Source organism: Micromonospora globbae (assembly GCF_003610785.1).
Classification (GTDB): domain Bacteria; phylum Actinomycetota; class Actinomycetes; order Mycobacteriales; family Micromonosporaceae; genus Micromonospora; species Micromonospora globbae.
In genome coordinates this window covers 25,547-44,826 of record NZ_RAQQ01000003.1, presented here as the reverse complement: position 1 = coordinate 44,826, position 19,280 = coordinate 25,547, and the positions used below count along the sequence as shown (strand labels likewise).

15 protein-coding genes are annotated in these 19,280 nt (G+C 74.9%); 9 read left to right on the top strand and 6 right to left on the bottom strand.

The window, feature by feature from the left end; genetic code table 11:
- The first annotated feature begins 13 nt into the window (after window positions 1–13).
- Window positions 14–1,012, top strand: coding sequence for an aldo/keto reductase (locus tag D7I43_RS04620; protein ID WP_120327135.1), 999 nt, complete (start codon window positions 14–16; stop codon window positions 1,010–1,012).
- Between the two features lie 91 nt (window positions 1,013–1,103).
- The gene (locus tag D7I43_RS04615; RefSeq protein ID WP_120327134.1) at window positions 1,104–2,003 is read left to right on the top strand and encodes a TIGR01777 family oxidoreductase; all 900 of its coding nucleotides are present in this window, start codon (window positions 1,104–1,106) and stop codon (window positions 2,001–2,003) included.
- 135 nt (window positions 2,004–2,138) lie between these two features.
- Here D7I43_RS04615 and D7I43_RS04610 read toward each other — a convergent pair whose 3' ends face one another.
- A complete protein-coding gene (locus D7I43_RS04610) occupies window positions 2,139–3,335 on the bottom strand; it encodes an extracellular catalytic domain type 1 short-chain-length polyhydroxyalkanoate depolymerase (RefSeq protein WP_120327133.1) in 1,197 nt (398 codons plus the stop codon).
- Window positions 3,336–3,576: 241 nt separating this feature from the next.
- Between D7I43_RS04610 and D7I43_RS04605 the strand changes: the two genes are divergently transcribed.
- The 3 genes from D7I43_RS04605 (at window position 3,577) to D7I43_RS04595 (ending at window position 6,675) form a co-directional block, all read left to right on the top strand.
- Window positions 3,577–5,403 carry a DUF6311 domain-containing protein gene (locus tag D7I43_RS04605; RefSeq protein WP_120327132.1) on the top strand — a complete coding sequence of 609 codons (1,827 nt, stop codon included), beginning with the start codon at window positions 3,577–3,579 and terminating at the stop codon, window positions 5,401–5,403.
- A 167-nt stretch (window positions 5,404–5,570) separates the two neighbouring features.
- Window positions 5,571–6,212, top strand: a complete 642-nt coding sequence (lipB, locus tag D7I43_RS04600; protein WP_120327131.1) for a lipoyl(octanoyl) transferase LipB — start codon at window positions 5,571–5,573, stop codon at window positions 6,210–6,212.
- Window positions 6,213–6,282: 70 nt separating this feature from the next.
- Window positions 6,283–6,675 (top strand): VOC family protein, encoded by a 393-nt coding sequence (locus D7I43_RS04595; protein ID WP_120327130.1) that lies wholly within the window; start codon window positions 6,283–6,285, stop codon window positions 6,673–6,675.
- Window positions 6,676–6,779: 104 nt separating this feature from the next.
- Here D7I43_RS04595 and D7I43_RS04590 read toward each other — a convergent pair whose 3' ends face one another.
- Together D7I43_RS04590 and aspS are read right to left on the bottom strand one after the other, a co-directional pair.
- Complete coding sequence (locus D7I43_RS04590; protein WP_120327129.1) at window positions 6,780–7,808, bottom strand: FUSC family protein; 1,029 nt, start codon at window positions 7,806–7,808, stop codon at window positions 6,780–6,782.
- A gap of 113 nt (window positions 7,809–7,921) precedes the next feature.
- Entirely contained in the window at window positions 7,922–9,208 is a 1,287-nt protein-coding gene (gene aspS / locus D7I43_RS04585; RefSeq protein WP_120327128.1) for an aspartate--tRNA(Asn) ligase, read from the bottom strand.
- Between the two features lie 366 nt (window positions 9,209–9,574).
- Here aspS and lipA point away from each other — a divergent pair, with 366 nt between their 5' ends.
- Together lipA and D7I43_RS04575 are read left to right on the top strand one after the other, a co-directional pair.
- Window positions 9,575–10,627 carry a lipoyl synthase gene (gene lipA, locus D7I43_RS04580; RefSeq protein WP_120327127.1) on the top strand — a complete coding sequence of 351 codons (1,053 nt, stop codon included), beginning with the start codon at window positions 9,575–9,577 and terminating at the stop codon, window positions 10,625–10,627.
- 75 nt (window positions 10,628–10,702) lie between these two features.
- Window positions 10,703–12,514: an ArnT family glycosyltransferase gene (locus D7I43_RS04575; protein ID WP_120327126.1), complete on the top strand. Its 1,812-nt coding sequence runs from the start codon at window positions 10,703–10,705 to the stop codon at window positions 12,512–12,514.
- A 66-nt stretch (window positions 12,515–12,580) separates the two neighbouring features.
- On the opposite strand, the gene D7I43_RS04570 is transcribed toward D7I43_RS04575, so the two are convergent.
- Both D7I43_RS04570 and D7I43_RS04565 read right to left on the bottom strand, forming a co-directional pair.
- A complete protein-coding gene (locus D7I43_RS04570; RefSeq protein ID WP_240032796.1) occupies window positions 12,581–15,475 on the bottom strand; it encodes an ATP-binding protein in 2,895 nt (964 codons plus the stop codon).
- Between the two features lie 278 nt (window positions 15,476–15,753).
- On the bottom strand, window positions 15,754–15,945 hold the full coding sequence (locus D7I43_RS04565) for a hypothetical protein (RefSeq protein ID WP_120327125.1): 192 nt from the start codon (window positions 15,943–15,945) through the stop codon (window positions 15,754–15,756).
- 170 nt (window positions 15,946–16,115) lie between these two features.
- Between D7I43_RS04565 and D7I43_RS04560 the strand changes: the two genes are divergently transcribed.
- Complete coding sequence (locus tag D7I43_RS04560; RefSeq protein WP_120327124.1) at window positions 16,116–16,805, top strand: DUF4191 domain-containing protein; 690 nt, start codon at window positions 16,116–16,118, stop codon at window positions 16,803–16,805.
- Between the two features lie 388 nt (window positions 16,806–17,193).
- Here the strand turns inward: D7I43_RS04560 and D7I43_RS04550 are convergent, their stop codons facing one another.
- Window positions 17,194–17,589 (bottom strand): RDD family protein, encoded by a 396-nt coding sequence (locus tag D7I43_RS04550; protein WP_192902068.1) that lies wholly within the window; start codon window positions 17,587–17,589, stop codon window positions 17,194–17,196.
- A gap of 263 nt (window positions 17,590–17,852) precedes the next feature.
- Here D7I43_RS04550 and glnA point away from each other — a divergent pair, with 263 nt between their 5' ends.
- The gene (gene glnA, locus D7I43_RS04545) at window positions 17,853–19,277 is read left to right on the top strand and encodes a type I glutamate--ammonia ligase (protein WP_120327121.1); all 1,425 of its coding nucleotides are present in this window, start codon (window positions 17,853–17,855) and stop codon (window positions 19,275–19,277) included.
- Window positions 19,278–19,280: the final 3 nt, after the last annotated feature.

Here is a 19,280-nt window from a genome sequence, read left to right as displayed (position 1 = left end):
GAAGGCTGGGCGCATGAGCATGACACGGACACTGGGCCGCAGCGGCATCGAGGTCAGCGCGATCGGCATGGGCTGCTGGGCCATCGGCGGACCACTGTGGGGCGACGGCGGGCAGCCGTTCGGCTGGGGCGAGGTCGACGACGACGAGTCGATCCGCACCATCCACGCCGCGCTCGACGCGGGCGTGACGCTCTTCGACACGGCCAGCAACTACGGCGCCGGGCACAGCGAGCGGATCCTCGGCCGGGCACTCGCCGGCCGCCGGGACCGGGCGGTCATCGCCACGAAGTTCGGCAACCGCGCCGACGAGGCGACCCGCCGGTGGACCGGCACCGACCCGAGCCCCGCGTACGCCGTGCAGAGCCTGGAGGAGTCGCTGCGGCGGCTCGGCACCGACCACGTCGACCTGTACCAGCTGCACATCAACGACCTTCCGGCGACCGCCGCGCTCGACCTGGTCGACACGCTCGAGGGCCTGGTCACCCAGGGCAAGATCCGGGCGTACGGGTGGAGCACCGACCACCCCGACTCGGCCGAGGCGTTCGCGAAGGCCGGGACGCACTGCACCGCTATCCAGCACGACCAGTCGGTGCTGCTGGACAACGCGGCGATGCTGGCGGTCTGCGACGCGTACGACCTGGCCAGCCTCAACCGGGGACCGCTGGCGATGGGCCTGCTCACCGGCTCGAAGCGGGCGGTCGGCCGCGACGACGTCCGCGGGATGGCGCCGGAGTGGCTGGTCTGGTTCACCGACGGCCGGCCGACCCCCGAGTGGGCCGCCCGCGTCGAGCGGATCCGGGCGGCGCTGACCTCCGACGGTCGTACCCTCGCCCAGGGCGCGCTGGGCTGGCTGCTGGCCCGCAGCCCCCGGACGGTGCCGATCCCCGGTGCCCGGACGGTCGCGCAGGTGCGGGAGAACGCCGCCACCCTCGCGCTCGGCCCGCTGGGCGCCGACGCCGTCGCCGAGGTGGAGCGCCTGCTGTCCGACGTGCGGCCCGCACCAGCGGCGTGAGCCCGCGCCGGCCCGGTGCGGCGGCTGCCGCATCGGGCGGCCATCCGGACTCGACGCGTGCGGCACCCCGTCCGTACCGGAAGATGTGAGCATGCGGATCCTCATGGCCGGCGCGTCCGGCTTCCTCGGCACCCGGCTGGTCGACCGGTTCGTCGCCGACGGCCACCAGGTGACGCGGCTGGTCCGCCGCCCGCCGCGCGCACCCGACGAGCGGCAGTGGAACCCGTCCGCCGCGCAGCTCGACCCGGCGCTGGTGGCCGAGGCCGACGCCGTGGTCAACCTGGCGGGCGCGGGCGTCGGCGACCGGCGGTGGACCGACGAGTACCGGCGGATCATCCGGACCAGTCGGGTCGACACCACGACGACGGTGGCCATCACCATCGCGGGGCTGCCGGCGGAGGACCGGCCCGCGGTGCTGATCAACGCGTCGGCCGTCGGCTGGTACGGCGACACCGGCGACCGGGCCGTGGAGGAGGACGCGCCGGCCGGCGAGGGATTCCTCGCCGACGTGGCCCGGGTGTGGGAGGCGGCCACCCGGCCGGCCGAGGATGCCGGCGTCCGCGTGGCGCGGCTGCGCACCGGGCTGCCGCTGGACCGCGACGGAGGGATGCTCAAGCCGCAACTGCTGCCGATGCGGCTGGGCGTCTCCGGCCGGCTGGGCAGCGGCCGGCAGTGGTGGCCGTGCCTGTCGATGGCCGACTTCCTCGACGCCGTGGCGTTCGTGCTGGCACGCGACGACGTGGCCGGGCCGGTCAACGTGGTCGGCCCGGCCCCGGTCACCAACGCGGAGTTCACCCGGGAGCTGGCGCGGCAGCTGCACCGGCCCGCGTTCCTGCGGGTCCCGGCGGTGGCGCTGAAGGTCGCGCTGGGCGGCTTCGCCGTCGAGGCCCTGTCCAGCTCCCGGGTGCTCCCCGGCGTCCTGACCCGCGCCGGCTTCCAGTACCGCCACCCCGACCTGCCGTCCGCCCTCCACGCCGCCCTGACCACCTGACCCCGCCCGTCCCCGGGTCCAGCCCCGGTGATCATGAGGTTGTCGTCACCGGTCACGGCGTGTCGGGACGACAACCTCATGATCGACCGGGGCAGGCGGGGCGGGGCCGGCGGCGCGGGCGGGCGGGCGCGGGGGTCAGCAGCCGATCACCCAGTAGTTGGGGCCGGTCTGCTTCAGCGTGCTCGTGTAGAAGGTGTTGTAGAGGCCCATCCGCTGGCCGGAGCCGTTCGCGTACGCGTAGCCCCCGGACTGGTACGCCCTCCCCGCGGTGACGTGCGCGTAGTTGCTCGCGGTCACGCAGGTCGGCGCCGGCGGCGGGGTCGTGGTGGGCGGCGGGGTCGTGGGGTCTCCTCCGCCGCCGTCCAGGCCGAAGAAGAGCGCGTCCCGGTACGCCGAACAGATGGTGTCGAGGAAGTACGCCCCGGCGGTGCCGCACTGGTCGGCGCCGCTGCCCGGGTCGACCGGGGTGCCGTGGCCCATCCCGGAGACGCGGTAGAGGCGTACGTCGTCGTTGCCGTACACCTCCAGGCTCGTGCCGCCGGGCAGGGACGTGGTGCTGGTCGGCGTCTGCGACACGCCGCGGACGTTCGTCCACTGGTCGCGTGACTCGGCGCCGTTGAGCGGGGCCACCGTCGTGTCCGAGGTGCCGTGCCAGATGGCCACCCGCGGCCGCGGTCCGCCGTAGCCGGGGTACGCGCCGCGGACCAGGTCGCCCCACGCCGCCGGGCTCTTGTCGGTGCCCGGGTTCATGCAGCCGAACGCGTTGACCATGCTGGTGGCGCAGCGGTACGGGATGCCGGCCACGATCGACCCGGCCGCGAAGACGTCGGGGTAGGCGGCGAGCATGACGGCGCTCATGGCGGCGCCGGCCGACAGGCCGCTCACGAAGACCCGACCCGCGTCGACGCCGAAGTTCGCCGTGGCGTGGTCGACCATCTGCTTGATCGACAGCGCCTCGCCCTGGCCGCGGGCGGTGTCCCCCGGCTCGAACCAGTTGAAGCAGCTGGTGGCGTTGTTGGCGGACTTCTGCTCCGCCACGATGAGCGCGAACTTCCACTGGTCGGCGTACTTTCGCCAGCCGGAGTTGGTGAAGTAGGCGTTGGCGTTCTGGGTGCAGCCGTGCAGCAGCACGACGGCGGGTGGGTTGGCCGGGAGGTTGTCCGGCCGGTACGCGTACATGGCGAGGTTGCCGGGGTTCGAGCCGAAGCTCGTCACCTGGGTGAGGCTGGCGGCCTGGGCGGGTGCGGCGAGGGTGACCGCGCCGGCCACGGCGAGGACGAACCCGGCGACCACCGCGGTCAGCCGGGTGAGCAGGGGTGCGGAGCGGCGCACGGCGGCCTCCGGGAACGAAATGTGAACTGGGTCACGTGCGAATTGCCGCGACGTTACGACGCCATGACATCGATGTGACATGGGTCGCGGTCACACATTCGTGAGCGCCGTTGTGTACGCCGGACGTGAGGAGTGCTCGCCCCGGGCGGCACGGGCCTCTACCCCACCGAGAGCGACAAGAAGGAGCCCCTCCTTGCACGTATGACCGGTACTTCCAGGTCCGATTGGTAACGTCCGCTGCGTGCCGACCTCCCCGTCCGTGGCCACCGGGCCCGCACCCGCGTCCCCGCCACGCACCGCCCGAGGCCGCCGCGCCGACCTGATCGTGGTCCTGGCCGCGCTCGTCCTCGCCGTCTGGGTGACCAGCGGCCTGTGGCGGGACCCCAACGTCCGCGCCGTCACGGTCAACTCCAGCGACCAGGCCCTCTTCGAGTGGTTGCTGGCGTTCGGCGGGCACGCGCTGACCCACGGCGAGAACCCGTTCTTCACGCACCTCATCAACGTCCCCGACGGCGTGAACCTCGCGGTCAACACCTCGGTCACCGTCTACGCGGTGGTCTTCGCGCCGCTCACCTACCTGGTCGGGCCGCCGGTGACGTTCCTGGTGATCCTCACCCTGAACCTGGCCGCCACGGCGGTCGCCTGGTACCTGCTGCTGTCCCGGCAGTACGTCCGCAGCCGCCTGGCCGCCGGCGTCGGCGGCCTGTTCATCGCCTACTCCCCCGGCATGGTCTCGCACGCCAACGCGCACCTGAACTGGACCGCCGGCTGGCTGGTGCCGCTGCTGATCTGGCGGTTGTTCGCGCTGCGCCGGCCCGGCCACTGGCTGCGCGACGGGACGATCTTCGGCGTGCTCGTGGCGGTCGCGTTCTCCATCGCCGCCGAGGGGCTGTTCTTCACCGCGCTGGCGCTGGGCGTCTTCGTCGTCGTCTGGTCGCTGCACCCGGCCCGCCGCGCCGAGGCGCGCGCGGCGCTGCCGACCTTCCTGCGCGGGCTCGGAGTGGCCGCCGTGGTGGCGGGTGCGCTGCTCGCGTACCCGCTGTGGCTGCACTTCGCCGGTCCGCAACGCTTCCACGGCACCGGTTTCGATCCGGTGATCCACTCGGAGGACATCGCCGCGTTCGTCTCGTACCCGCGCCGGTCCCTGGCCGGCGAGGCGGGCCTGGGCACCTCGCTGGCGCCCAACCCCACGGAGGAGAACTCGTTCTTCGGCGCGCCGCTGCTGCTGCTCACCGTGGTCTGCTTCGTGGCGCTCTGGCGTCGCGCCGACCCGGGCCGCCGGGCCACCCTCTGGGCGCTGGGCGTCCTCGCGGTCGTGTTCAGCGTGCTGTCGTGGGGGCCGGTCGCCAAGGTCGATGGGGACCGCACCGACGTGCCGATGCCGTTCGACCTGCTCGGGCAGCTTCCGGTGGTGAACGCCGCGTTGCCCGCCCGGCTTGCGCTCGTGGTGGCGCCGGTGATCGGGCTGCTGCTCGCGTACACGATCGACCAGCTACGGACCGCACCGCCCCGGCACCGCTTCAGCGAGGCGGCCTGGGCGCTCGGCTTCGTGGTCGCGCTGCTGCCGCTGGTGCCGACGCCGCTGCTGACCAGCGAGCGCGAGCCGATCCCCCGGTTCATCACCGCCGGCACCTGGAAGGAGTACGTCTCCCCGGGCGGCGTGCTCACCCCGGTGCCGGTGGCCGTGGACGTCTACCCCGACGGCCAGCGCTGGCAGGCGTACGCCCTCGCCCACCGGCAGGGGGAGTTCCGCATCCCGGCCGGCTTCTTCCTCGGCCCGGGCGGGCCCGACGGCCGGGGCCGGATCGGGCCCGTGCCGCGGCCCTTCAACGCGCTGATGGACCAGGCCGCCCGGACCGGCATGGTGCCGATCGTCACCGACGGGACGCTGCGGGAGGTTCGGGCCGACCTGGCGTACTGGCGGGTCGAGGCGGTGGTGCTCCCCGACCGGGTGCACGGCGCGAAGTTCGACGTCGACGAGGACGCGGTGCTCCGCACGGCCACCGCGCTGCTCGGGCGGCCCGAGCGGGTGGACGACGTCTGGCTCTGGCGGATCCCCCGCTCCTGAGCCGCGCCGCCGCCTCCGTGTCGTCGTCACCTACGCCGCACCGCGCCCTTCCCCGCACGCCGCGAGCGCCCGCCCGGCCGGCGCCGCCGCGCCGACCCGCGGGGCACGGCCGTCGGTGAGGCGGCTCACGAGCGCCACCGGGCCGTCCCGGGTCTACGCTGAACGGCGTGAGCACGACGACCTCCGGCCTCACGGCCGTCCGCGCCGGTGTCCTCGACTACCAGGCCGCCTGGGACGAGCAGCGCCGCCTGCACGAGCGGGTGGTGGCCGGCGAGCAGGGCGACACGGTCCTGCTGCTGGAGCACCCGAGCGTCTACACGGCCGGCAAGCGCACCGAACCGTGGGACCGGCCCATGGACGGCACCCCGGTCGTCGACGTCGACCGGGGCGGCAAGATCACCTGGCACGGGCCGGGCCAGCTCGTCGGTTACCCGATCGTGCGGCTCCCCGACCCGGTGGACGTGGTCGCGTACGTGCGGCGCACCGAGCAGATGCTCATCGACGTCTGCGCCGAGTTCGGCCTGACCGCGGGCCGGGTCGAGGGACGCAGCGGGGTCTGGGTGCCCGAGGACGACCGGGGCCCCGCCCGCAAGGTCGCCGCCATCGGCATCCGCGTCGCCCGCGGGGTGACCCTGCACGGCTTCGCCATCAACTGCGACTGCGACCTCGCGTACTTCGACCGGATCGTGCCGTGCGGCATCCGGGACGCGGGCACCACCTCGCTCACGGCCGAGCTGGGCCGCCCGGTCACCGTGGCCGACGTGCTGCCGGTGGTGGAGCGCCACCTGCCCACCCTCGTGCAGGTCTGAGGCGAGGGCAGGCCGGCAGCCCCGCCCCGGCGCCGGCCGAGCCGGCAGCCTGATCGCGTACCCTCGCCCGGTGCGGATCGATCTCGTCACCCTGGTCGTCGCCGAGTACGACCCGGCGATCACGTTCTTCACCGAGGTGCTCGGGTTCGAGCTCGTGGAGGACTCCCCGTCGCTCACCAACGACGGCCGGCCGAAGCGCTGGGTGGTCGTCCGCCCGCCGGGCGGCGGCACGGGCCTGCTGCTGGCCCGCGCCGACGGGGAGCGGCAGGAGGCCGTGGTCGGCGACCAGACCGCCGGCCGGGTCGGCTTCTTCCTCCAGGTGGACGACTTCGACGCCACCTACCGGCGGATGGTCGACGCGAAGGTCGAGTTCGTACGGCCGCCGCGCACCGAACCGTACGGCCGGGTGGCGGTCTTCCGCGACATCGCCGGCAACCGCTGGGATCTCCTCGGCCCCGCCTGACCGCTCGACCCGGCCGGACCGCTCGACCCGGCCTCTCGGCCCCGCCTGACCGCTCGACCCGGCCGGACCGCTCGACCCGGCCTCTCGGCCCCGCCTGACCGGCGTCAGCGCTCCGGTGTCCGCGCGCCGGTGGGGCTCCGCCGCCGCAGCCACGGTTCCGCGAGCACGATGGCGCCGCCGACGGCCGCCCCGATCACCGTCTCCACCCCCCGGTCGAAGAGCAGCTCCCCCGGCGGCCGGGCCACCGCGAGCTGCCCCATGAGCAGCGCCATCGGTGTGACGAACAGCAGGGCCAGCCCGTAGTTCCGCCCGACGAGCAGCTCCGTGACGATCTGGAGTCCCGCGACGACGAGCACCGTGGCGTACGGCGACAGGTGCGGCGCCAGCAGCGCCGCGCTGGTCAGCAGCCCGAGCAGCGTGCCGAGGGCGCGGTGCGCGGCGCGGACGAGCTGGGCGGTCACACCCACGGCGCTCAGTGGGGCCACCGCCGCCACCATCGCCCAGTACGGGTGGCCGATCCCCGCCGCCGTCGCCACGCCGCCGGCCAGCACCACGGCGAGGGCGTAGCGCACCGGTTGCCACGTCCACACGTGCGCGAGCCGGGCCGGCCGGCTCCGCCGGCGGGAGAGGACGCTGCCCACGTTGCCGACCACCAGCGCGAACAGCGCACTGAGCCCCGCCACGGTGGCGGCCACCGGCACGTCCGCGACCGTGCGCGGGGCCGACGCGACGGCCCCGAACGCGAAGACGAGGAACAGCGGCCCCGGCGGGTGCCAGTCCTGCGTAGCGGCCAGCAGCGCGCCGAGCGCCGCGACGGCCGCGGCCACCGGCACGGCGACCCACGCCCGCGCCTCCAGCGACCCGACGAGCACGCCCACCACGACCGAGCAGGTGAGCGCCGCTCCGGCGCTCACCTGCATGACCGCCCGCGACAGGTGCACGTGGTTGCGCCCGTACAGGGAGGTGAACGCACCGAAGGCCGCGTACACCGACCAGCCCGGGCGGCCGAGCGCCAGCACGGTGAGCAGCGGGACGCCGACGCTGATCCCGGCCCGCAGCGCGACCCGGTGTGCGCCCGGCACCGGACGGACGGACAGGAGGCCGCGCAGCGCCGTCCGCGTCCGCTCGCCCATCCCGTCCGTCACCCCCGCCCGTCGCCCGGGGCGGGGTACCCGCACGCCGGGCGCGCTCACCCGCGCCCGGCCGCGTGTCGCACCGGAGGCCGTCGCCCCCGGTGCGCCGGTCGTCAGGGCGCCAGGCGGTGCAGGTCGCGCGGGAAGGCCGTGACCTCGCGGACGTTGGCCGCCCCGGTCAGCCGGGCGACGAACCGTTCCAGACCGATGGCGAACCCGCCGTGCGGCGGCATGCCGTGCCGGAACGCGTCGAGGTAGCCGGCGTACGGCGCGACGGGCTCGCCCCGCGCGGCCAGCGCCGCCAGGTAGTCGGCGTGCCGGTGCAGCCGCTGCCCGCCGGTGACCAGCTCGACGCCGCGGAACAGCAGGTCGAACCCGTTGCTGTACGCGGGCCGCTCCGGGTCCGGGTGGGTGTAGAACGGGCGCTTCGCCATCGGGTACCCGGTGACGAAGAGGAAGTCCGAGCCGTGCTCGCGGCGGGCCCACTCCCCCAGCGCGCGCTCGTGCGCCGGGGCGAGGTCCGGCTCGTCGGTGGGGGCGCCGGCGATCGCCAGCGCCTCGGTGAAGTCGACGGCCGGGATCCGCGCCGGAACGGCCGGCAGCGTGATCCCCAGCGTGGCCACCGTGCCGGCGGCCCGGTCCGCCACGGCCGCGAGCATCCCGGCGAGGACGTCCCGTAGCACCCGCATCACGTCCCGGTGGTCGGCGACGAAGCCCAACTCGACGTCGAGCGAGGTGTACTGGGCCAGGTGCCGGGCGGTGTCGTGCGGCTCGGCCCGGAAGACGGGCCCCACCTCGTAGACGCGCTCGAACACGCCGACCATCAGCTGCTTGTAGAACTGCGGTGACTGCGCCAGGTACGCCGGCCGCCCGAACCAGTCCAGCGCGAAGACGTTCGCCCCGGACTCGGTGGACGAACTGACCACCTTCGGCGTGTGGATCTCGACGAAGCCGGCGGCGTCCAGCGTGGCCCGGAAGCCGCCGACGGCCGCCGCCGAGATGCGCAGCGCCGCCGACCGTGTCCGGTGGCGCAGGGCGACCGGCGCGTGGTCGAGCTGGGTGGGCAGGCTCGCGGTGAGCGCCGGCCGGTACAGGTCGAACGGGGGCGGCACCGCGGGCGGGCCGAGCGGTCGTACGACCGGGGCGGTCAGCTCGACCCCGGCGGGCGCCGCCGGGTTCGCGACCACCGTGGCCGTCACCTCGACGACGGTCTCCTCGGTCAACTCCTCGATACCGGCGCGGACCGCCGGGTCGGTGACCACCACCTGCGCCAGGCCGGCGGCGTCCCGCACGACGAGGAAGGCCACCGACTTGAGCAGGCGGCGGCGGTGCACCCAGCCGGCGATCCGGACGGTCCCGCCGACGTGGGCGGGGAGCTGGGCGGAGAGGACGCGTTGCATGGCGGACACCTCCTGTTCGGTCGCAACGCGATCCCAGGGAGGTGTGGGCGAGCGGGAACCTCGCGGTGCCACCACACCTTCACCCCCGCGCGGGCGGGGGCCTCGTTCGTCGCCCGTGACGTGGGCCAGCCGGCGGGCTCTACTGGACGCGGCCGTTCGGGCGCGCCGTTCTTCCCGCTGCTCGGGAGGGTCTTCGCGGGCCCGTCGCCAGACCGCCTCCCAGCACATCGGCGGCTCTCTGCACTGGCGGGTCGGGCCGCTACTCGGCTCCGTCGTCGCAGTTGCGGGAGACCCTAGCAGCAGCTCCCCTCAGGTTGTGACGGATTTTCACCCCGAGCCGGTGTGCGGCGTCACAGGCTCCCGGACGTGACGCCGGTCGCCCGAGGTACATCGACAGGCACCGTCGGGCGTAGGCTCGGTTTCGTGACGATCGAGCACTCCGCGCCGACGACCGGCCAGGCCGCGCGTACCGCGACGCCCGCCCCCGAGGGGCGGCGCATGCTGCGGATCGAGGCCCGCAACGCCGAGACGCCGATCGAGCGCAAGCCACCGTGGATCAAGGTCAAGGCCAAGATGGGGCCGGAGTACACCCAGCTGCGCGGGCTCGTCTCGCGGGAGGGGCTGCACACCGTCTGCCAGGAGGCCGGCTGTCCCAACATCTACGAGTGCTGGGAGGACCGGGAGGCCACCTTCCTCATCGGCGGTGACCAGTGCACCCGCCGCTGCGACTTCTGCCAGATCGACACCGGCAAGCCGGCCGAGTTCGACGCCGACGAGCCGCGCCGCGTCGCCGAGTCGGTCGTGTCGATGGGCCTGCGCTACGCCACCGTGACGGGCGTGGCCCGCGACGACCTCCCCGACGGCGGCGCCTGGCTCTACGCCGAGACCGTCCGGCAGATCCACGCGCTCCAGCCCGGCTGCGGGGTGGAGCTGCTGATCCCCGACTTCAACGCGGTCCCCGAGCAGCTCGCCGAGGTGTTCGGCTCCCGCCCCGAGGTGCTCGCGCACAACGTCGAGACCGTGCCGCGGATCTTCAAGCGGATCCGGCCGGCGTTCCGCTACGAGCGGTCGCTCGACGTGATCCGCCAGGCGCGCGCCGCCGGCCTGGTCACCAAGAGCAACCTCATCCTCGGCATGGGCGAGGAGCGGGCCGAGGTCTCCCAGGCGCTGCGCGACCTGCACGACGCCGGGTGCGAGCTGGTGACCATCACCCAGTACCTGCGTCCGAGCCCCCGGCACCACCCCGTCGAGCGGTGGGTGAAGCCGGAGGAGTTCGTGGAGCTGCGCGAGGAGGCCGAGCAGATCGGCTTCGCCGGGGTGATGAGCGGGCCGCTGGTGCGCTCGTCGTACCGCGCGGGCCGGCTCTACCAGCAGGCGCTCGCCGCCCGCGACAGCAGCGCCGTCGCCACCGCCCGCTGATCCACCGCGGCACCGGCGCCGACCGATCCGGCGCCGGTGCGCGGCCCGCCCGCCCGCGGGTGTCATGATCGGGCCATGACGGCCGGCGTACGCGAGGAGCCCCGCGACGCGCGGGGCGTGCCGCCGCGTCCCCGGTGGGCCCGGCCGGTCGGCGTGCTCACCGTCCTCGCGGTGCTCGGCGGGATCGGCTACCGACTCGCCCTGCTGGCCTGGGACGCCCCGCCGACGAACAGCGACGAGGCCATCATGGGGCTGGCCGCGCTGCACATCGGCCGTGGCCAGGAGTTCCCCGTCTGGTTCTACGGGCAGGCGTACATGGGGACGCTGGAGGCGTGGCTGGCCGCCCCCGTGCTCGCGCTCACCGGGCCGTCGGTGTTCGGGCTGCGCCTGGTCACGCTGGCGCTGTACGCGGTCTTCGCGCTGCTCGCCTGGCGGCTCACGCTCCGGCTGACCGGCGACCGGTGGTTCGCGCTGCTCGTCGCGGTGCTGCTCGCGTTCGGCTCCGACCGGATCGTGAAGAACCAGCTCATCGCGGGCGGCGGCTACCCCGAGATGAACGCCGCCGGGGTGGCCCTCGCCGTGCTCGCGTACGACCTGGCGGCCGGCCGGCCGGGCCGCCGCCTGGCCCGCTGGGCGGCCTGGGGCCTCCTCGCCGGCCTGATGATCTGGGTGGACCCGCTCGTCCTGCCGTACGTGGCGGCCACCGGGGCGGTGCTGGTCGCGTTCCGCCGACACGAACTGCGCGGCCGGGCCGGCGCGCTGCTCGGCGTCGCGGCCCTCGTGGGCGCCGCCCCGCTGCTCGTCAACAGCCTGCTGACCGGCCGCAACCCGCTGACCGCCGTGTTCGCCGCGGCGGGGGGCGCCGGCGAGCCCGCCGGCTGGCCGGAGCGACTGCACGGCGGCCTGCTGGTCGGCCCTCCACTCGGCATGGGCTTCTGCGCGCCGAGCCACTGCGCCCCGTGGCAGCTCTGGTGGGCGTTCGCGCTGCCCGTGCTGCTCGTCGTCGGCGCGGTCACGGCCTGGCGTGCGCTGCGGGCCCCGACCGCCCCCGCCCGAGGGGCGCGGCACGCCGCCGCCGATCCTGCTTCCGCCGGAGGTGCGCGGCACGTCGATCCCGTTCCCGCCGTGCCGCCCGCCGCCGATCAAGTTCCCGGCGGGCGGGCGCGGCACGCCGCCGCCGGGCGGGTGCCGCACGGCCCCGCCGGGTCGGGCCCGCGGGTGGCCGCCGCGCTGCGGCTCGCCCTGCTGGCGGCCGCGGCGGCCACCCTCGCCGCGTACGCGCTGAGCAGCGCCGCGGGCCGGACCCCGGTGGAGAGTTCGCGCTACCTGTCCTGCCTGCTCGTCTCGCTGCCGGCGCTGCTCTGGCCGCTGTGGCGGGCCGCCCGCGACCTGCTCTCGCGGCGCGGGCACGACTCCCGCGAGGGTGGCACGGGCGCGGCGGCGCGGCCGGGCGGGCGACGTTCCGCGCGCCACGCACTCGCCGCCGTGGCGGCGGCCGTGCTCGCCGCGACCGCGGCGAGCGCCGGCTGGGCGACGTACCGGGCGGCCGCCGCGGCCCCCGCCGCCCGGGCCGCCGAGGCCCGGCACGCCGTGCTCGTCGACACGCTGCGCGACCTGGGCGTACGACACGTCTACGGCGGCTACTGGACGTGCAACCGGCTCACCTTCGCGAGCGGCGAGGACGTCGTCTGCGCCGTGGTGCGCGACGACCTGCGCCCCGGGTTCGACCGGTACGCCCCCTACCGCCGGGCGGTGGCGGCCGCGCCGGCACCGGCGTGGGTGGCCCCGACGGGCTCGCCGCTGGCGGCGCGGCTGGACGAGCGGGTGCGCGCCGGCGGCCTCCGCCCGGTCGACGTCGACGGCTGGCGGATCTACCTGCCGCGGTGACGCCTCCGGCCGGGGCGCACCGGTCGACGTGGCAGCCCCACGGCAGGTGGCCGCGCGGGCGTCAGGTCAGCGGGCGGCCGGGTCGCCGAGCAGGCCGAGGCGGTGGGCCAGGGCGGCGGCCTCGACCCGGTTGCTCACGTCGAGCTTCGCGATGATCCGCGACACGTGCACGCTCGCGGTCTTCGGCGAGATGAAGAGCGCCTCGGCGATCCGGCTGTTGCTGTGCCCCTCCGCCACCAGCCGCAGCACCTCCCGCTCCCGCTCGGTGAGCAGGTCGGCGCCGGGGCGGCCCCCGGCGGCGCCGCGCAGGCCGACGCGGCGGGCCAGGGTGGCGGCCTGCGCGGCCAGTCGCGGGGTGCCGAGGCCGCCGGCGATCCGGGTCGCCTCCTCGATCGCCGCGGACGCCTCGTCCCGCTCGCCGGCCGCGGCGGCGGCCTCGGCCAGCGCGAGCAGCGCCCGGCCGAGGAGCCAGGGCTGGCCGTCCGCCCGCCGGGCGCTGACCGCCCGACGCCACGCGGCCAGCCGATCCGTACCGGGGGCCACCGTGGCGGCGACCTCGGCGGCGTGCGCCCGCTCGGCCGGGAACCGCGCCGGCACGGTGGCCGCGAGCGCCGCGACCCGGGCCGCCAGCGGCGCGTCCGCCGTGTCCGCGGCGGTGCGGGACAGCGCCGTGAGCACCGGCCAGGCGTACCGGGGGCACTCGGGCACGGCCGGGTCGGCGAGCGCCGCCTCGGCCGCGCGCGCGGCCTCGTCCCGGTCACCGGCGACCAGGGCCGCCTCCAGTTGCAGCTCCCGCAGCGGCAGCCGCTGGTGCGGGTGCAGGTACGGCCGGCTCAGGTAGCTGAGGGCCCGGCCGACCGCCTCGTCGGCACCCGGGTGTCCCTGCGCCAGCCGCTGCCCGGCCCGCAACTGCAGCCAGTGCAGTCCGGAGACCCCCGGCGGGTCGAGCCGGGCCGCCTCCGCGCAGGTCTCCTCCGCCTCCGCCCAGCGGCCGAGGGCGAGCAGCGCCTCGGCCTGGTTGGAGAGCAGGTAGGCGCCGGTGGAACGGCTGATCCCGAACCGTCGCGCCTCGCTGACACCGTCCGCGGCGGCCTGCGCCGACTCGGCGTACCGGCCCAGCTCGTAGAGGACGTCGGACAGGTAGACCAGCGCGACGACCAGGCTCTCCGCGTCGCCGGTGGCCCGCGCCACCTGCTCGGCGCGACGCAGCTCCGCGAGCCCCAGATCGGCGGAGCCCTGTCGGCGGGCCAGCACCGTGAGCTGCACGGGCAGCAGCGCCCGGTCCACGCCCGACGCCTGCGCGGTCGCCAGCACCTCGGACGCGAGCCGGGTCCCGTCGACCGGGTCGATCCGGGCGAGCTGGGCGGCGATCCCGGCGAGCAGCGGCAACCGCAGGGTGTCGTCCGGGACCCGCCCGGCCAGCCGGTACGCCTCCCGTAGCTCGACGGCGCCGTCCGCCTTGCCGAGCATGGCCAGCATCCGGGCCCGCCGGTCGAGGAGCCGGGCGGCGCGCAGCGGCTCGGCGTCGGCGTCCACCTCGGCCAGGGCGGCCCGGGTGAGCGTGAGGGCCCGCTGGTAGTCGCCGGCGGTGACGGTGGCGGCCACCGTCTCCTCCAGCAGCGCGAGGTGGTCCATGCCCAGCCGGTCGGCCGCGTCGGGCACCAGCTCCCACAGTTCGAGGACCCGTTCCAGGAGCCGGCTCTGCTCGGCGTACGCGTACCGGTCGGCGGCCGCGCACGCCGCCGCGCGGGCGGCCACCAGGGCACGGGGGTGGTCGTGCGCGGCGTACCAGTGGTGGGCGATCTCCGCCGGCGCGCGGCCGGCGGCGACCAGGCGCGGCTGCGCCTCGATGGCGGCGGCGAACCGGGCGTGCAGCCGCGCGTGCTCGCCCGGCAGCAGCTCGTCGTGCACCGCCTCCCGGACGAGGGCGTGCCGGAACTCGTAGCCCCCGTCGGGATCGGCGACGACCAGTTGCGCGGCCACCGCGGCGCGCAGGGCGTCCTCCAGCTCCGCCTCGGGCAGCCCGCTCGCCTCGGCGATCAGGTCGTGGGCGAAGCGGGTGCCGCCGGCGGCGGCGATGCGCAGCACCCGCTGGGCGGCGTCCGGAAGCCGGTCGACCCGGGCCAGCAGCAGGTCGCGGAGGGTCTGCGGGAGCGCGGCGCAGCCGACGGGGTCACCGGCGGCCACCAGCTCCTCGATGAAGAACGGGTTGCCCTGCGTACGGTCGTGGACGTCGTCGACCGCCCGCGCCGACGGTTCGGCGCCGAGCAGGTCGGTGAGGATCGCGGCGGTGCCGTCCCGGTCGAGGCGGCCGAGGTCGAGCCGTTCGACGCCGCGCACCCGGTCCAGCTCGGCGACGAACGGGCGCAGCGGGTGACCGCGGTGCAGTTCGTCGGTGCGGTACGTGCAGACCAGCAGGAGTTGGCCGGGGCGGCCGCTGCGCACCAGGAACCCGATCAGGTCCCGGGTCGACCGGTCGGCCCAGTGCAGGTCCTCGATGACGAGCACCAGCGGACGCGCCGCGGCGAGCCGGTGCAGCAGGTCCGCGACCAGGTCGAACAGGTAGCCGCGCGGCGCGTCGGAGACGGACACGGGCAGCGGCGCCCCGACGGCGGCCGGCACCCGGGACAGCTCCGGCAGCAGGCGCGCGAACTCGGCCTCGTACCCCTCCAGGACGCCCGGCCCGTCCTGGCGCAGCACCTCCCGCAGCGCCGACGCGAACGGCGCGAACGGCAGGCCGGCCTCGCCCAGTTCGAGGCACTGGCCGACGAGCAGCCGGGCGCCGTGAGCGGTGGCCACGGCGCCGAACTCCTCCAGCAGGCGGGTCTTGCCCACGCCGGCCTCACCGCCGACGAGGACGGTGCCCGGCTCCCCGCCGCGGGCGCGGGCCAGCGCCGCGCGGAGCGCCGACAGCTCGGTCTGGCGGCCGACGAGGATGGTGCTGGCGGCGCGTACGGTCACGGGTTCGAGGATGCCACGACCGGGACCGGCGGCGGACCCGCCGCCCGCCGGACCGGCCGTGGGTGCGGCCGACCCGGCGCGACCGGCCGGGGGTGCGGCCGACCCGGCGCGACCGGCCGAGGATACGGCCGACCCGGCGCGACCGGCCGAGGATACGGCCGACCCGGCGCGACCGGCCGAGGGTGCGGCCGACCCGGCGCGACCGGCCGAGGGTGCGGCCTGCCCGGCGCGACCGGCCGGGGGTGCGGCCGACCCGGCGTGGTCGGCCCCGGGCGCGGTCACCGGCGGTCGTCGTCGCGCGCCTGGTGGCGCCGGCCGAACCAGCCGCGGGCGCCACGGCGGGGCAGTGACCGGGCCAGCCGGTCCGCCGCCGCCTCGGCCCGCAGCTCGGCGGCGTGGGCACGGTGCAGGGAGAGGATGAAGTCCGGGTCGGTGCCGAACATGGCGTACTCCTGTTTCGTCGAGGTCATCTGACAACCTCGACTCTTCGCCCGAAGGTGCCGGCGAGACATGGGTACGCCGCCCGATCTTCGACGGTCGCCCCCTCCTTACGCGACCCGGCGGGAGGGCTCGGCGGCCGTAAGGTACTCAGCCCGGCCACGGATCAACGGGGTGCGCGCGGCCCACTAGACTCTGGCGCATGGCAAAGCCCCAGGAGAAGGTCTCGTTCGGCCAGCGGCTGAAGCAGATCGGCATGGTGTTCCAGTTCACCGCCAAGCAGGACCGGTGGTTCGCGCCGCTGGTCGCCGGCGCCGTGCTGATCCCGCTCGCGCTGACCGTCGTCGCGGTGATCCTCTGGGGCTGGATCTGGCTGCCGCTGGGCATCCTGTTCACGCTGCTCGCGGTGCTCATCGTGCTGAACCTGCGCTCCAACAAGGCGATGATGAACGCCGCCGAGGGGCAGCCCGGCGCGGCCGCCCAGATCATGGAGAGCATGCGGGGCGACTGGCGGGTGACCCCGGCCGTCACCGCCACCACGCAGATGGACATGGTGCACCTGGTCGTCGGCCGCCCGGGCGTGATCCTGCTGGCCGAGGGCAACCCGCAGCGGGTCCGCGGCCTGCTCGGCCAGGAGAAGCGCCGGCTCGCCAAGGTGATCGGCTCGGCGCCGCTGCACGACTACGTGATCGGCCAGGGTGAGGGCGAGCTGCCGATCCGCAAGCTGCGGATGACGCTCATGCGGCTGCCGCGCGCCCTCAGCGGCAAGGACGTCAACGCGCTCGACAAGCGGCTCAAGGCGCTCAGCGCCCGGCCGCAGCTGCCCAAGGGCGCGATCCCGAAGAACATGCGGCCGCCGCGCAGCGCGTTCCGCCAGATGCGGGGCCGCTGACCCGCACACGTACGCCAGGAGGGCCGGACCCCGAGGGGTCCGGCCCTCCTGCTGTCAGCAGCCGTGACCCAGGCACTGCTGCACCGGAGCCGTGCCAGCACGGCGCGCCGCCCCACGCCCCGCCCCACGCCCCGCGCCGCGCCGCCGCCCAAGCCCCAAGCCCCAAGCCCCAAGCCCCAAGGCCCAAGCCCCAAGCCCCAAGGCCCAAGCCCCAAGCCCCAAGCCCCAAGGCCCAAGGCCCAGCGATCTTGCACTTTCGGCCCTCGTTCTGCGACTTCCGCCCCTTATGTCGGGGCAGAAACTGCAAGATCGCCGAGGACGGGGCGGGGCACGGCGCGCGGGGGCGCGAGGGCGCGGGGCACGGCCCGGGGCGGGGACGCGGGGCGGGTTACGCGGGGGTGATTACCGAGTGGGCGGCGCGGTCGTGCAGGCCGCGGCGGTGCGTGTCCATGACGAGCGCCGGCACGACCAGGGCGAGGAGCAGGCCGCGCAGCAGGCCGCGCAGTACGCCGATCCGCCCGCCGTCGAGCCAGTGCACGCAGCGGATGCGGGTGATGTACATGCCCGGGGTCTGGGCGAAGAGGCCGATGAAGAAGCCGTACTCGAGGATCAGCACGAGCACCGGGGCCCAGCCGTCCCGGACCGGGTCGGCGAAGATCCGCGACAGCAGCAGGCAGAGGATCCAGTCGATGAGCAGCGCGCCGAACCGCCGGCCGATGCTGGGCGGCGTGAACGAGGGGTCGGCGGCGGGCGGCACCGGGTGCTGGTCGCGGGGGTTCGTCACAGCGGTCAAGGGTAACCAGCGGGGCTGGCCGGGCCCCGGCCGGCCGCGAGCGTTCCACGCCAATTCGGACCAATAGGAGCATTCATCATTAGAATGGCACGGGCCGACGCCGTACCCACGCCGGCCCGGGGAAGAGGAGCAGCGTCGATGACGCTCCGCGAGGGACGTAACACGGCAGAAACACTCAAGACACGGCCGGGCAACCGCCCGGCCATAGCGTCGCCAGCAGACTGAGACAACGAGTGGACGTGCCAGGAGGACGTGTGTTCGCCAACCCCGAGGAACTTCTGCGCTACCTCAAGAACGAGGACGTGAAGTTCGTCGACGTACGCTTCTGTGACCTGCCGGGCGTGATGCAGCACTTCAACCTGCCGGTCGAGTCCGTCGACGACGACATCTTCACCGAGGGCCTCGCGTTCGACGGTTCGTCGATCCGCGGCTTCCAGGCTATCCACGAGTCGGACATGCTCCTGCTGCCCGACGTGGCCACCGCCTTCATCGACCCGTTCCGCGCGCAGAAGACCCTCGCGCTGAACTTCTTCATCCACGACCCGTTCACCCGGGAGGCGTACTCGCGGGACCCGCGGAACGTGGCGAAGAAGGCCGAGGCCTACCTGGCGGCCAGCGGAATCGCCGACACCGCGTACTTCGGCCCCGAGGCGGAGTTCTACATCTTCGACTCGATCCGGCACGAGACGTCCCCGCACCAGTCGTTCTACTACATCGACTCGATCGAGGGCTGGTGGAACACCGGCCGCGACGAGGAGGGCGGCAACCGCGGCTACAAGACCGCATACAAGGGCGGCTACTTCCCGGTGCCTCCGGTCGACCACTACGCCGACCTGCGCGACAAGATCGTCCGTCGCCTGGTCGACGCCGGGTTCAGCGTGGAGCGCTCGCACCACGAGGTGGGCACCGCCGGCCAGGCCGAGATCAACTACAGGTTCTCCACCCTGCTGCACGCCGGCGACCAGCTCCAGCTCTTCAAGTACATCGTGAAGAACGAGGCGTGGGCGAACGGCAAGACGGCCACCTTCATGCCGAAGCCGCTGTTCGGCGACAACGGCTCCGGCATGCACACCCACCAGAGCCTCTGGCTCAACGGTGAGCCGCTGTTCTACGACGAGACCGGCTACGCCGGCCTGTCGGACACCGCCCGCTGGTACATCGGCGGCCTGCTGCACCACGCCCCGTCGCTGCTGGCGTTCACCAACCCGACCGTCAACTCGTACCGCCGGCTCGTGCCGGGCTTCGAGGCCCCGGTCAACCTGGTGTACTCGCAGCGCAACCGCTCCGCCTGCACCCGCATTCCGGTGACCGGCAGCAACCCGAAGGCCAAGCGCGTCGAGTTCCGGGTCCCGGACCCGTCGGCGAACGTCTACCTCGCCTTCTCGGCGATGCTGATGGCCGGCCTGGACGGCATCCGCAACAAGATCGAGCCGCCGGCGCCGATCGACAAGGACCTGTACGACCTGCCGCCGGAGGAGTGGGGCGACGTCAAGCAGGTTCCGGGCTCGCTGCCGGAGGTGCTCGACCGGCTGGAGAGCGACCACGACTACCTGCTGGAGGGCGGCGTCTTCACGCCGGACCTGATCTCGACGTGGATCGAGTGGAAGCGGGCCAACGAGGTCGACCCGGTGCGTCTGCGCCCGACCCCGCACGAGTTCGCCATGTACTTCGACTGCTGAGCC